This window comes from Enterobacter sp. JH25, from assembly GCF_021725435.1.
In the GTDB taxonomy this organism is placed as follows: domain Bacteria; phylum Pseudomonadota; class Gammaproteobacteria; order Enterobacterales; family Enterobacteriaceae; genus Enterobacter; species Enterobacter intestinihominis.
Map to the genome: position 1 here is coordinate 2,820,133 of NZ_CP091319.1, position 13,950 is coordinate 2,834,082.

Annotated in this window: 9 protein-coding genes; 6 read left to right on the forward strand and 3 right to left on the reverse strand. The window is 56.2% G+C overall.

Annotation, left to right across the window (positions count from 1 at the left end; all coding sequences use genetic code 11):
- Positions 1 to 144 precede the first annotated feature (144 nt).
- Together L2Y28_RS13620 and dcuR are read left to right on the forward strand one after the other, a co-directional pair.
- Positions 145 to 1,761 carry a sensor histidine kinase gene (locus L2Y28_RS13620; protein WP_022648567.1) on the forward strand — a complete coding sequence of 539 codons (1,617 nt, stop codon included), beginning with the start codon at positions 145 to 147 and terminating at the stop codon, positions 1,759 to 1,761.
- Positions 1,758 to 2,477 (forward strand): two-component system response regulator DcuR, encoded by a 720-nt coding sequence (gene dcuR / locus L2Y28_RS13625; RefSeq protein WP_022648568.1) that lies wholly within the window; start codon positions 1,758 to 1,760, stop codon positions 2,475 to 2,477. The genes L2Y28_RS13620 and dcuR overlap by 4 nt, the downstream gene beginning before the upstream one ends.
- On the opposite strand, the gene L2Y28_RS13630 is transcribed toward dcuR, so the two are convergent.
- Together L2Y28_RS13630 and L2Y28_RS13635 are read right to left on the reverse strand one after the other, a co-directional pair.
- Positions 2,458 to 3,420 carry an FAD:protein FMN transferase gene (locus L2Y28_RS13630; protein ID WP_022648569.1) on the reverse strand — a complete coding sequence of 321 codons (963 nt, stop codon included), beginning with the start codon at positions 3,418 to 3,420 and terminating at the stop codon, positions 2,458 to 2,460. The genes dcuR and L2Y28_RS13630 overlap by 20 nt on opposite strands.
- Positions 3,421 to 3,478: 58 nt before the next feature.
- Positions 3,479 to 6,259 carry a flavocytochrome c gene (locus tag L2Y28_RS13635; protein ID WP_022648570.1) on the reverse strand — a complete coding sequence of 927 codons (2,781 nt, stop codon included), beginning with the start codon at positions 6,257 to 6,259 and terminating at the stop codon, positions 3,479 to 3,481.
- A gap of 608 nt (positions 6,260 to 6,867) precedes the next feature.
- On the opposite strand from L2Y28_RS13635, the gene L2Y28_RS13640 reads away from it, so the two are divergent.
- Positions 6,868 to 8,376, forward strand: coding sequence for an anion permease (locus L2Y28_RS13640; protein WP_022648571.1), 1,509 nt, complete (start codon positions 6,868 to 6,870; stop codon positions 8,374 to 8,376).
- A gap of 52 nt (positions 8,377 to 8,428) precedes the next feature.
- Positions 8,429 to 10,078, forward strand: a complete 1,650-nt coding sequence (gene fumA / locus L2Y28_RS13645) for a class I fumarate hydratase FumA (RefSeq protein WP_022648572.1) — start codon at positions 8,429 to 8,431, stop codon at positions 10,076 to 10,078.
- On the opposite strand, the gene L2Y28_RS13650 is transcribed toward fumA, so the two are convergent.
- The gene (locus L2Y28_RS13650; RefSeq protein ID WP_032622408.1) at positions 10,067 to 10,993 is read right to left on the reverse strand and encodes a LysR family transcriptional regulator; all 927 of its coding nucleotides are present in this window, start codon (positions 10,991 to 10,993) and stop codon (positions 10,067 to 10,069) included. The genes fumA and L2Y28_RS13650 overlap by 12 nt on opposite strands.
- A gap of 95 nt (positions 10,994 to 11,088) precedes the next feature.
- Here L2Y28_RS13650 and L2Y28_RS13655 point away from each other — a divergent pair, with 95 nt between their 5' ends.
- Positions 11,089 to 12,384, forward strand: coding sequence for a serine hydrolase (locus L2Y28_RS13655; protein ID WP_022648574.1), 1,296 nt, complete (start codon positions 11,089 to 11,091; stop codon positions 12,382 to 12,384).
- Positions 12,385 to 12,644: 260 nt separating this feature from the next.
- On the forward strand, positions 12,645 to 13,946 hold the full coding sequence (locus L2Y28_RS13660) for an MFS transporter (RefSeq protein ID WP_022648575.1): 1,302 nt from the start codon (positions 12,645 to 12,647) through the stop codon (positions 13,944 to 13,946).
- Positions 13,947 to 13,950: the final 4 nt, after the last annotated feature.

Below are 13,950 nucleotides of genomic sequence, written 5' to 3' on the forward strand. Positions count from 1 at the left end.
CCTTATTATGAGTACCCCCACACTATAAAGTGTTTTATACAGGTCACATGAGAGAAGGCTCACGAAACGCCTCTCTTTACATGGCTTTATGAAATGCCCGTCATCAGCGATAATTAGCCCTTTCTTTTTCATCGCGGAGTGTTAATGAGCGATTTGCAGCCCTTCCCCCCGACGCGCAAGCGCCCTATTAAGCTGAATACGCTGGTTACGCTGATGGTGTGCGCCATTATCGGCTCTGTGCTGCTGGTGGTCTTCGCGCTGTACTCTGTGCAGATCACCCGTGCCACGCGCGATGACGTGAAAGATACCGCGCTGGGTATCGCCCGAACGCTGGCCGACAGCCCGGAGATCAAGCGTGGCCTGATGGAATCGCCGCAGGCTGGCATCATCCAGCCGATTGCCCAGGCGGTGACGAAGCGCAACGACCTGCTGTTTACCGTGGTTACCGACTTGCGTGGGATCCGCTATTCCCATCCAAACGAAGCGCTGTTAGGTTTGCATTTTATTGGCGACGATCTGACGCCCGCCCTCGAAGGGAAAGAGAATGTCTCCGTGAACCGCGGCGCGCTCGCGGAAGCACTGCGCGTCTTTACGCCCGTTTATGACGATCGGCACGACCAGATCGGCGTGGTCGTGGTGGGTATTTCGCTGAATAAAGTTGAAGATCAGATTGCCCGCGGTCGGCTCAATGCCGTGTGGACCATCTTATTCAGCGTTCTGATGAGCTCAGTGGCGATATGGGGTCTGGTCCGGGTTCTGAAACGTATTCTCTTCGGGCTTGAGCCTTACGAGATCTCCGCCCTCTTTGAGCAGCGCCAGGCCATGTTGCAGTCCCTGCGCGAAGGCGTGATGGCTGTTGATATGCACGGGCGCGTGACGATGATTAACCACACCGCCAGAGAAATTTTGCTCCTGAGCTCGGGTGAGCACTCCGAGAGCAGCGGCGAACCACTGCTGGCCAGCCTTAGGGAAGTGGCGAAAACCGGCATTGCTCGCCAGGATCAGGAGATCGGCTGTAACGGACGGCTACTGCTGTGCAACATGGTCCCCGTGAAAAGCCAGAATCAGGTCATCGGGGCAATCAGCACCTTCCGCGATAAGACCGAAATCAGCCAGTTAATGCAGCGTATCGATGGTATGGTCAACTATGTTGATGCCCTGCGCTCACATACGCATGAGTTTATGAACAAGCTGCACGTGATCCTCGGCCTGCTGCACATGAAGCGCTACGATAAGCTGGAAGAGTACATCATCCAGACCGCACAGAATTATCAGACGGATATCGGCGCGATACAGCGCAAGGTTAAATCGCCGGTCATTGCGGGTTTCCTGCTGGGTAAAATCAACCGCGCCAAAGAGGCGGGAGTGACCCTGACGCTGGCCGAGGAGAGTCAGCTTCCTGACACCAGCAATGAAGAGCAGGTTGCGGTTCTGATCACCGTGCTGGGCAATTTAATCGAAAATGCCCTGGATGCGATGGAAGGTCAGCCGGAAGGCGAGATCGGCCTGCTGCTGCATTATCAGAACGGCTGGCTGAGCGGTGAGGTCAGCGATGACGGTCCCGGCATTGATCCCGAGCGGCTGGAGGCTATTTTTACAAAGGGCTACTCAACAAAAGGTGAAAACCGTGGCGTTGGGCTGTTCCTTGCACGTCAGCAGATCCAGAACCTGGGCGGAGATATTACCGTCGAGTCGGAGCCTGGCGTATTTACCCAATTTTTTGTTCAGATCCCCTGGGATAGCGAGAGGAATATCGCGTGATAAATGTATTAATTGTCGATGATGACGCCATGGTAGCCGACCTCAACCGTCTGTATGTTAACCGCGTTGAGGGTTTTAACTGCTGCGGCGTCGCTTCCACGCTCAACCAGGCCGAAGCATTGATCGCAAACCCAGGCCAGCCGATCGATCTGGTGCTGCTGGATGTCTATATGCAGCAGGATAACGGGCTGGATCTATTGCCCATCATCCGCGCATCGGGCCGCCCGATTGACGTTATCATGATTTCGTCAGCATCCGACGCCGCAACGATCCAGACGTCGATACACTATGGCGTGGTGGATTACCTGATTAAACCGTTCCAGTTCCCGCGTTTTGAAGAGGCGCTGAACGGCTGGAAGGCAAAGCGCAGTCTGATGGGCTCGCATCAGTATTATGAACAGGCCGACGTCGACAGGCTGATCCACGGCGGCGCGCCGGAGCTGGCCGACAGCAAAAAATTACCGAAAGGCTTAACGCCGCAGACGCTGCGCACCATTTGCCAGTGGATCGACAGCCATCCGGAGATAGAATTTTCCACCGACGATCTGGCGAATGCGGTCAACATTTCCCGCGTCTCCTGCCGCAAATACCTGATCTGGCTGGCGCAAATCAATATCCTGTTCACTAGCATTCACTACGGTGCCACCGGTCGACCGGTATATCGCTATCGTTTGCAGCCGGAACAGGTCGGCCTGCTCAAACAGTACTGCCAGTAATTCGGTAGCTGTCGTCCAGAAGGGTAAAACGGAAGTGGTGCATCGAGGAGATCACCACTTCTTTTGTTTTGGTGACAAAAATGGCTTCAATATCGGGGCGCGAACGCAGCGCGGCGCAGCCCTGCTCCACGCCCATGCCGTAGATCAGCGTGGTCCAGATATCGCCGTCGAGGGAGTCCTGCGAAATAATCGTCACGCTGTCCAGTTCGTTATCCAGCGGGTAGCCGGTACGCGGGTCAAGTATGTGATGATAACGTTTGCCGTTCTGCTCGAAGTAGCGCTCATAGGTGCCTGACGTCACAACCGACCGGTTTTCTACCGTTATGGCGCCAATCAGCGCGTCACCAGCGAACGGTTTTTTCAGCCCGACGCGCCAGCCACCCTCCGGCGAGCCTAACGTCTGGACGTTGCCGCCAAGGTTGATCAACCCGAGTTCGGCGCCCTCTTTATGCAGGTAATCCCGCACCCTGTCGGCGATATAACCTTTGGCGATAGCCCCCAGATCGATCTCCATTCCCTGGCGTGTAAGAAACACGCTGCTGTTGGCGTCATCCAGTACCACGTTCGCAGGATCCGTGATACTCAGCAAGGCGGCGATCTCGTCCGCGGGCGGTACAGCGTCCCCCTTAAAGCCAATTTTCCAGCGTTTGACCAGCGGACCTATCGCCAGGTTGAACGCACTGTCTGTAGGCTGGCTGGCCGCTTTCGCGCAGCGGATCAGGTCAAACACCGGGCGACTGACGACAACCGGATGCTGACCGGCAGCATGGTTGACATCCATCACCTGCGAATCCGCACGGTTGACGGTGAGGAGATCTTCGTACTGTTTGATCAGGCGAAACACGCGGGACGCGAGGGCTTCGTCATGGGAGAAGAGTTTCAGGAGGATGGGCGAGCCCATCAGAACGGCGTTGTAACTGTAAACGCGATGGCTATCAGGCATTGCATAAGTCCTCAGATGTAGCCCCGGCAAGCACCGCGCCGCCGGGGAAACAGGAGCCTTACCGTGTTTTCGAACGCATAGCCGCCTGATGTCCGGCAAGCGTACCAAAAATAATGATATCTGCCACCGCATTACCACCGATGCGGTTACCGCCGTGGATACCCCCGACAACCTCACCCGCAGCAAACGCTCCCGGTAATACGTTGTGGTTGCTGTCCAGCACGCAGGTTTCTGTATTGATGGTCACACCGCCCATGGTGTGGTGCACGCCCGGCGCAATCTGAATGGCATAGAACGGCCCTTCGTTGATAGGCGCACGCAGCGCGGTGGTGCGGCCAAAATCATCGTCATGCTGTTTTTCCACAAAGCCGTTGTAGCGTTCCAGCGTTGCCAGGAACTGGTGGTGATCCATCCCCAGCGCTTCCGCCAGGGCTTTTGGTGAGCTGGCGCTGGTGACAAACCCTTTCGCGATGTACTCATCCGCGGCTTTGTTTTTGGCGCGAACATGCTCGTCAAAGACGATGTAAGCGTATTTCTCCGGCAGCGCGATGATTTGCGCCGAAACTTTGTCGCGGGTCGACATTTCGTTATAGAAGCGGTTGCCCTGCTGGTTTACCAGAATCGCCCCGCCGCCGCGGATGGATTCGGAAATCAGGTACGACGTTTTCTGCTCAACGGTTGGATGGATCTGGATTTCGCCCATATCGACGGTGCCTGCGCCAATACGCTCCAGCAGTGCGATACCGCCGCCGGTTGCGCCTTTGTGGTTAGTCGTCACGAACCCTTCCAGGTCCGGACGGTATTTCACCACCATCTGGCTGTTGGCGCTGAAGCCGCCCGTCGCGACAATTACGCTTTTAGTTGCCACGGTGAGGGTTTCGTTCTCTTCGGTGGTCAGACGCACGCCGGTCACTTGGCCGTTTTCGAAGATGATGTCGCTCACGGAGGTATCCAGCATCACCTCGATGTTGCGTTTGTTGACATTGCGCACCAGGCCGCTAATCAGATATCCGCCCACCGCGGAACCATCTTTCGGACGGTGCGTACGGTCGATGCTCATCCCGCCGGTGGTGGTGATGTCGTTGAGCATAATGCCGCGCGTTGCCAGCCATTCGATGGCCTGCGGCGCGTTCTCGACAAAGCGACGCAGCAGTTCAGGGTTGTTCTTATTGCCACCGCCTTTCAGGCTTTCCTGGTAGAACAGCTCTTTGCTGTCCTGAATGCCCTTCACGCGCTGGAAGCGGGTCTCAGCCGCGTTCATACCGGCAGAGGCTTTGATGGTGTTCCCGCCAATAGTCGGCATTTTCTCAACGATCAGCACGCTCGCGCCTTCGTCGTGAGCCTGAATCGCCGCCGCCAGACCGGCGCCGCCGCTGCCGACCACCACCACGTCCACGCTTTTAGTCTCATTCGGGTCAGCGCCCTCTTCTGCCGCCAGCGCTTTGCTGGATTTCAGCATCGCCTTCGAGACCGCTTTTTTCACCGCCTCGCTCTGGCTGGTCGCGCCGGTGATAGCATCCACGTGCGGGGTATTGGCATCCAGAATTCGGGTGCGGATCTCTTCGAAACTGGTCACAAACGCCACGTCTTCACTCGGGCCGGAGGCCAGTTCGATATCGGCGATGCGGTCGGTTTCGAGGCTGACGTTAATCACCAGTTCGTTAGCATCGTCCTGCACTTTTTCAATAAAGGTGCCCGGTTTGAATTTAGATTCGCCCATGCTCATGTCGCGGATCATCGCTTCCACCAGCGAGAAGCGCCACAGCGGTTCCGGGATGCTCAGTTCTTCGCGTCGGGTACTGTCCATAAACAGCTCCAGGCTTTCGCCCGCCGCGATGCGATCGGTCCAGTCCGGATAGGCGATGGTGGCGCGGCCAACGGCTATCAGGTCGTAACCGTGATCCAGCGCTTCATTCACATCCGTGGCATTCACCACGCCGCCAACGCCCATCACCGGTACCTGCGCCAGCGTGTCAGAGCGCATGGCGCAGTATTTTTCGATAAGTGGCGTCGGGTCCTGAGTATCGACGATAGAAGGACGCAGGGCGGCGCCAAGGGAGAAGTGCAGATAATCCACCCCACGAGCGGCCAGTTTTTCCAGCAGATACAGGGTGTCTTCGAAGCGAATGCCGGGGACTTCCAGCTCTTCCGGTGAGAAACGGTAGCCAATGATAAACGCGTCGTCCGCGTACTGGCGCACCATCTTATGGGTAATGTCCAGCACCGCCAGCGGGAATTTCGCACGGTTATCGCGGCTGCCACCCCACTCGTCGTCGCGCTGATTAGAGTTCGGGGAGTAGAACTGCTGGATCAGATAGGTATTCGCCCCGTGGATTTCGACGCCATCGAAGCCGGCCTGAATTGCGCGGCGTACGGCTTCGCCGAACTTGCCGATCATGCCTTCCACTTCTTCTGAAGTCAGAGCAACCGGCGTCGCGGCACCGTCACGCGGCGCGGCAACCGCGCTTGGGCCAACCGGCGTCCGGCCGCCGATCAGTTTTGGGTCGACCATACGGCCGCCGTGGTAAATTTGCAGAAGGGCTTTGGAACCTTTGGACTTAATGGCGTCAGCGATTTTTGCCAGTCCGGCGATTTTTTCGTCGTTATCAATACCAATTGCGCCCGGGAACGCAAGGCCGAGATCGTCAACAAAACAGCATTCAACGATAATGGTGCCGATGCTGCCAGCGCGGGCACGGTAGTACTCCACCAGCTCGCTGGTCACGGTGCCATCGTAATACCCCGTACAGGTTGTCATCGGGGCCATTAACAAACGGTTTTTCAGTTCAGTACCATTCGGTAATGTGAAGGGGCTTAAAATACGTTCGTTAGTGCTCATAATAGAAACTCCAAACTTTAAAAATTAAGAATTCGTTATCGGTATGGATTTTTTATTTCGTGTTTTTGCCGATGTCATGACATTAATATAAAGCTTTTTTTAGTTTCTAAAGTCATTACGTTAGTTAATAAACTATTTAATCCCTGCGATAACATTAATAACACATTGGTGTTAGCGTGAATGTTTTATACGTTCACATTAATTTAAAAAAAGTTAAATCAACAATGGTAAAGCCAATACACCAATCACATCAAAAACCCTTTGAAATCAAAACTTAAAACACAGTCCAAAATAATAATGTTATAGAATTGATAAATAAAATGCTTAAAAATAGCGAATAACCACACTACTCAGAGTGGTTATTATAAAAAGTATAAAATTACGTCCTCAATTCTGTTTTTTTGATCGCGATCAATAGTAATGGCATCCAAAGGCGCAATATAAAAACATCATCATTTTTTATTTAGCGCAAACAATAATGCGTTAAATCGCTATTACTGAAAACACAAAAACGCACCTTAAATAACTAAAAAAAGCAAAACGAATAAAGCAATCGAATTTGTGTTTTCGCTGTACGACGAATTTTTGACAACTTAAGACGTGAAACTATGAAAACAAAAACTGCTGTAACGCCTCCTGCGGCGAATCTGGCATCAAATGGAACAGCAAAACGCCTGCTGATGATGGCCCTGCCCGTCATTGTCGCCGTCCTGCTGTTGTTTGTCCCCGTTCCGGAAGGTCTGCCGCCTTATGCGTGGCACTACTTCGCCATCTTTGTTGGCGTCATCGTCGGGTTGATTTTCGAACCGCTGCCGGGCGCCGTAATCGGCCTCACCGGCGTGGTGGCGATTGCGCTGTGCAGCCAGTGGGTGCTCTTTAGCCCCGAACAGCTGGCTGACCCGAAATTCAAGCTGGCGGGCGCCTCCTTTAAATGGGCGGTGAGCGGGTTTGGTAACTCCACCGTGTGGCTGATCTTCGGTGCCTTTATGTTTGCCGCAGGCTACGACAAAACCCGCTTCGGCCGCCGTCTGGCGCTGATTCTGGTGAAGTACCTGGGCCGTCGCAGCCTGACGCTCGGTTACGCCATTACCTTCGCGGACCTGCTGCTGGCCCCGTTCACCCCGTCCAATACCGCGCGCAGCGGTGGGACCATCTACCCGATTATCGCTAACCTGCCGCCGTTGTACGGTTCAAAACCCAACGACCCAAGCGCGCGCAAAATCGGTTCCTATCTGATGTGGGTGGCAATCACCGCGGCTTGTATCACCAGCTCGATGTTCCTTTCCGCTCTGGCACCTAACCTGCTGGCACTGGCGCTGGTGAAAAGCACCGTTGGAATTGATATCTCCTGGGGGACCTGGTTCCTCGCCTTCCTGCCGCTGGGTATCCTGCTGATCCTGACCATGCCGCTGCTGGCCTACTGGTTCTACCCGCCAGAAGTGAAGGTAAACAATGAAGTACCTCTGTGGGCGACCCGCGAACTGGAAAAACTGGGCAAACTGTCGCGCAATGAGATCCTGCTGCTGGTGTTCGTGTGCTGCGCGCTGCTGATGTGGATCTTCGCCGCGGCGTGGATTGAACCGGCCATGGCTGCCCTGCTGATCGTTGGCCTGATGCTGTGGACCGGCGTGCTGGAGTGGAACGACATCACCGGCAACAAAGCCGCGTGGAATACCTTCGTCTGGTTCGCCACCCTGGTGGCACTGGCGGATGGTCTCTCCTCCACCGGCTTTATCAGCTGGCTGGGTAAAGAAGGCGGCCTGCTAATGAGCGGTATCTCGCCGGGTGTCGCCACCATCGTCCTGCTGCTGGCGTTCTACCTGCTGCACTACCTGTTCGCCAGCACCACCGCGCACACCACGGCGCTGCTGCCTGCGATGCTGACTATCGCCTCCACCATTCCGGGCATGAATATGGAAGTGTTCGTCCTGCTGATGGTGACCTCGCTGGGCGTGATGGGGATCATCACCCCGTACGGTACTGGCCCAAGCCCGATTTACTACGGTAGCGGCTACCTGCCAACCAAAGACTACTGGCGCCTCGGCACCATCTTCGGCGCCATTTTCCTGGCAGCTCTGCTGCTGATTGGTTACCCGTGGATGTCCATGATGTTCTGATTTCTGACCGCCGGACATTTCCTCCGGCGGTTAAATTTTTGTGGAGCAAGCTATGTCAAACAAACCCTTTATCTACCAAAACCCCTTCCCACTCGCGCATGACGACACCGAATATTATCTGCTGACCAAAGAGCACGTTTCCGTTGCCGAGTTCGACGGTCAGGAAGTGCTGAAAGTCGAGCCAGAGGCGTTGACCCTGCTGGCCCAGCAGGCCTTCCACGACGCGGCGTTTATGCTGCGCACCTCTCACCAGAAGCAGGTTGCGGCTATTCTGAGCGACCCGGAAGCCAGCGAGAACGATAAGTACGTTGCCCTGCAATTCCTGCGCAACTCCGAGATTGCGGCGAAAGGCGTGCTGCCCACCTGTCAGGATACCGGCACGGCAATCATTATGGGTAAGAAAGGCCAACGCGTCTGGACCGGCGGCGGTGACGAAGCAGCGCTGAGCCAGGGCGTGTATAACACCTATATTGAAGACAACCTGCGCTACTCGCAGAATGCGGCGCTGGATATGTATAAAGAGGTGAATACCGGCACCAACCTGCCCGCGCAGATCGACCTCTACAGCGTGGATGGTGACGAGTACAAATTCCTCTGCATGGCGAAAGGCGGCGGTTCCGCCAACAAAACTTATCTGTATCAGGAAACCAAAGCGCTGATCACCCCGGCGAAGCTGAAAAATTATCTGGTTGAGAAGATGCGGACCCTCGGCACCGCGGCCTGCCCGCCTTACCATATCGCCTTCGTTATCGGCGGCACCTCAGCGGAAGCCACGCTGAAAACCGTCAAGCTCGCCTCTGCGCGCTACTATGATGGCCTGCCAACCGAAGGCAATGCGCACGGCCAGGCGTTCCGCGACGTCCAGCTCGAGCAGGAACTGCTTCAGGAAGCGCAAAACCTCGGCCTTGGCGCGCAGTTTGGCGGGAAATACTTCGCCCACGATATTCGCGTGATCCGTCTGCCGCGCCACGGTGCCTCCTGCCCGATCGGCATGGGTGTTTCGTGCTCCGCCGACCGCAACATCAAGGCGAAGATTAACCGCGAGGGGATCTGGATTGAGAAGCTGGAGCACAATCCGGGCCAGTATATTCCTGAATCCCTGCGCCAGCAGGGAGAAGGCGACGTGGTAAGCATTGATCTGAACAAGCCGATGCCCGATATTCTTGCGCAGCTTTCCGCGCACCCGGTCTCCACCCGCCTGTCGCTGAATGGCACCATTATTGTGGCGCGCGACATCGCCCATGCGAAGCTGAAAGAGCTGCTCGATAACGGCGAAGCCCTGCCGCAGTACGTCAAAGATCACCCGATTTACTATGCAGGCCCGGCCAAAACGCCAGAAGGCTACGCGTCTGGCTCCTTAGGTCCAACCACCGCCGGGCGTATGGACTCCTACGTGGACTTATTGCAATCCCACGGTGCGAGCATGATCATGCTGGCCAAAGGTAACCGCAGCCAGCAGGTGACGGACGCCTGCCATAAGCACGGCGGCTTCTACCTCGGCAGCATTGGCGGCCCGGCGGCGGTGCTGGCGCAAAACAGCATCAAGAGTCTGGAGTGCGTGGCGTATCCGGAACTGGGAATGGAAGCGATCTGGAAAATTGAAGTGGAGAACTTCCCGGCGTTTATCCTGGTGGATGACAAAGGCAACGACTTCTTCCAGCAGATCCAGAATAAACAGTGCAAAGGGTGTTCACAGCGCTGAGCGTTTCCATAACGCCGGAAGCTGCGAGAGCGTATCGTTGATTAGCCCGCGCTTGTCGCTGCCCGGCTTCCAGATGGTGACTATCGTCTGGCTTATCCCCTGGCTGCCCACTTCGGTGGGCAGCCTTTTTACATTTTTCCACTGCGTTGCGTGAAGATGGGTCGGCAAAAACCCCCAGCCGCAGCCCTGCTCCAGCAGGCCGCGCAGCATCTCCAGTTCGTTAGTGAAAAGCGTGTGCCCTGAAATTTGCAGGCGACGGGCAACCGGCTCGTCTGACGCGGCATGCATAATCACCTGCGGAACCAGAGAGAGATCGAGCAGCGACACCGGCGACGCAACCTCCGCAAAAAGCGCCGTTGCGGCGTAAAAATCCATTTCGATCGCCCCCAGCGCCCGCCACTCCATCTCATTGCCCACGCTGCGGTTGCGCGCCTGGCAGATCCCCAGATCGGCCTGACCGTCCGCCAGCATGGCTTCCGCCTCATCGCGCGATGCGCTGGTCAGGCTCAGGCGGATCTTTTTCGCCGCCAGTGTGGCAATCAGCGCCTGTAAAAAAGCTCTGGGGGTGAACGGATCGTAAACGAGGGCAATGTCCTGCGTGGCGCTGTCGGGCACCGATCGGGCAAACGCCTCAAATGCTTTGACCTGCCGCATCAGCAGGTGCGCCTGCCGCATCAGCAGGTGCGCCTGCCGCTGAAGCTGCTCCCCCTCCGGCGTCAGGCGCAGGCTGCGCCCCTCCCGCAGGAACAGAGCGTAGCCCAGCCCATCCTCAAGAAAATCGATCAGATCCCGCAAGGTTGTACGATCTTTGCCGAGTTTACTGGCCGCCTTCATCAGGCTGCCGTGCTCAGCGACGGCGGTGAACGCCTCAAGTTGGGCAAAGGAATAGATCAGGGATGCCACGTCATTCTCCACGCGATTTTTCCGGGGGATTTTCCCCCATAACGCGTTTTTTATTATAGGCCGCAGGTTCTTAAACTGAAGTCCTTCCTGAGCCAAACGAGATAAATATGAAAATCAAAACAAACCGCACGCTGCTCGCGGCGCTGGTTGTCAGCAGCCTGCTCTCGCCCGCCGTCATGGCGGCCTGCAACGGTACCGACCTCACGACCTGTCCGACGCCTTTCGATGCCAGACTCCCGGACGCACATACCATGCTCACCTGGAGCCAGGCCGATCGCGTGGTGGGCTTTCGCAATGACTACCGCAACTACGCGGGCGATGTGTTCCGCCACGGCAACGCAACGCCGCTGCTGCCCGCAGAAAAACCGCTCACCGATGCCCGCTATCAGGTGAAGGGTAAGATTTACAATCTTCAGGATTACCTGAAACGCCAGAACGTCAGCGGCATGCTGGTGCTGAAAAATGGCAAAGTGGCCTATAAATACCTGGGAGAAGGCAATACCAACTCAACGCTCTGGACGTCGCGTTCCGTGGGCAAATCGGTGGTTTCCGCGCTGGTGGGCGTTGCGATAAAAGAGGGTAAAATCCACTCCCTGGACGACCTCATCACCCAGTACGAACCGGATTTAAAAGGCACCGCCTGGGAGGGCGTAACGCTAAAACAGCTCATCACCCACACCTCGGGCGTGGCGTGGAACGAAGATTACACTAACTCGCAGTCAGACTTCGCCCGGCTTACCGAATGCGAAGCGAAACCGGGCACCTACTACTGCGTGCGCACCCTGGTGAAAGGATTACACCGTGAACACCCGGCGGGTGAAAACTGGTCCTATTCCTCGGGTGGCGCCTGGCTGTTAGGCGATGTGCTTGAGCGCGCCACCGGCATGACGCTCGCGGCGTATCTGGAGAAAAGCATCTGGCAGCCTTACGGCATGGCGAGCGACGGCGTGTGGCATGCCTACAGCAAAGGCCAGCACGACGTGGGTGCGCATGGATTTAACGCCACGCTGGAAGACTGGGGGCGTTTCGGGGAGTTTATCCTGCATAACGGTACACTGCCGGACGGAAATCAGATCCTCCCCGAGGGCTGGGTGAAACAGTCCTCAGCCTGGACACAGGCCAAAGGATCGGTGTCCGCCGCGCATCCGAAGGGCTTGTACGGCTACCAGTGGTGGAACAACGAAGTGCCGGCCACCGCCACAAACGTGGAGCCGAAAGTCGAAAATTCGCTGAAGGATTCCCTGTGGGCGCTGGGTATTTTTGGTCAGATGATCGTGGTTAATCAGAAAGAAAATCTGGTTATCGTCCAGTGGTCCACCTGGCCGCAGGCAGAGCCGTCATTCAGCGCCCAGCCGCTGGAAGCGTCGCTGATGTTTAGCGCGATTGCGAACGCGCTGCGCTGATAATCCCAAGCCAGGCCCCGCCTGGCTTCTCACCTGCGCGGTGTCACAAAACTGATATATCAGCAACTTAGCGAAATGTGGTAAATAACAGATTACTGAAATGTTAAGTTATTGTTGAATATGTAAATACTGGTCAACGCTTTGTCATTAATGCACCACACGCATCAGTCCATGCGCGATTTGCGCTTATCAATTTCCACTTCCTGATCCAGTTTTCAGAAACAGACGAGCATAACGTCACTATAAAACTGGAGATAATCATGGTTTCCTCAACCTCACCTGCAACGGTTCGTTCGAAAGCGGGCGCGATTTTCCGCGTCACGTCGGGCAACTTTCTTGAGCAATTCGACTTCTTTCTGTTCGGCTTTTATGCCACCTACATCGCCCACACGTTCTTCCCGGCAAGCAGTGAATTTGCGTCACTGATGATGACCTTCGCCGTCTTTGGCGCGGGCTTTCTGATGCGTCCGATCGGGGCCATTGTGCTGGGGGCTTACATTGATAAAGTGGGCCGCCGTAAAGGGCTGATCGTCACCCTGTCGATTATGGCCGCCGGAACCTTTCTGATTGTGCTGATCCCTTCCTATCAGAGCATTGGCCTGTGGGCGCCGCTACTGGTGCTGACCGGCCGCCTGTTGCAGGGCTTTTCGGCAGGCGCCGAGCTGGGCGGGGTTTCGGTTTATCTGGCGGAGATCGCCACGCCGGGCCGCAAGGGTTTCTACACCAGCTGGCAGTCGGGTAGCCAGCAGGTCGCCATTATGATCGCGGCGGCGATGGGCTTTGCGCTGAATATGGTGCTGGAAGAGAGTGCCATTCGCGAATGGGGGTGGCGTATTCCGTTCCTGTTTGGCTGTCTGATTGTGCCGTTCATCTTTTTCCTGCGCCGCAAGCTGGAGGAGACCGAGGAATTCAGCGCCCGTCGCCACCATCTGGCGATGCGTCAGGTCTTCACAACGCTGCTCGCCAACTGGCCAGTAGTCATCGCGGGCATGCTGATGGTGGCGATGACCACCACCGCGTTTTACCTGATCACCGTTTACGCACCGACCTTCGGTAAAAAAGTCCTGATGCTCAGCGCCTCGGACAGTCTTTTGGTCACGCTGCTGGTAGCCATTTCTAACTTCATCTGGCTACCGATTGGCGGTGCACTATCGGACCGCTTCGGACGCAAACCGGTGCTTATCGCCATGACGCTGCTGGCGCTGGCGACCAGCTATCCGGCACTGACGATGCTGGCGGCAGCCCCGAGTTTCTCAATGATGCTGACCGTGCTGCTGTGGCTCTCTTTCCTCTACGGCCTGTATAACGGCGCGATGATCCCGGCCCTGACGGAGATCATGCCAGCAGAGGTGCGCGTGGCGGGCTTCTCGCTGGCTTATAGCCTGGCAACGGCGGTCTTTGGCGGTTTCACGCCGGTGATTTCTACCGCCTTAATTGAGTACACCGGCGACAAAGCCTCCCCGGGGTACTGGATGAGCTTTGCCGCCGTTTGCGCCCTGCTGGCAACGCTTTATCTCTATCGTCGTCGCACGTTAATTCTGCAAACCACCGTTAAGGAGTGATCCC

Bases quoted from the DNA above. Each gene is read 5' to 3' on its own strand.
- L2Y28_RS13630 (WP_022648569.1), bottom strand. From the start codon at position 3,420: ATGCCTGATAGCCATCGCGTTTACAGTTACAACGCCGTTCTGATGGGC.
- L2Y28_RS13640 (WP_022648571.1), top strand. From the start codon at position 6,868: ATGAAAACAAAAACTGCTGTAACGCCTCCTGCGGCGAATCTGGCATCA.
- L2Y28_RS13620 (WP_022648567.1), top strand. From the start codon at position 145: ATGAGCGATTTGCAGCCCTTCCCCCCGACGCGCAAGCGCCCTATTAAG.
- fumA (WP_022648572.1), top strand. From the start codon at position 8,429: ATGTCAAACAAACCCTTTATCTACCAAAACCCCTTCCCACTCGCGCAT.
- L2Y28_RS13660 (WP_022648575.1), top strand. From the start codon at position 12,645: ATGGTTTCCTCAACCTCACCTGCAACGGTTCGTTCGAAAGCGGGCGCG.
- L2Y28_RS13655 (WP_022648574.1), top strand. From the start codon at position 11,089: ATGAAAATCAAAACAAACCGCACGCTGCTCGCGGCGCTGGTTGTCAGC.
- L2Y28_RS13635 (WP_022648570.1), bottom strand. From the start codon at position 6,259: ATGAGCACTAACGAACGTATTTTAAGCCCCTTCACATTACCGAATGGT.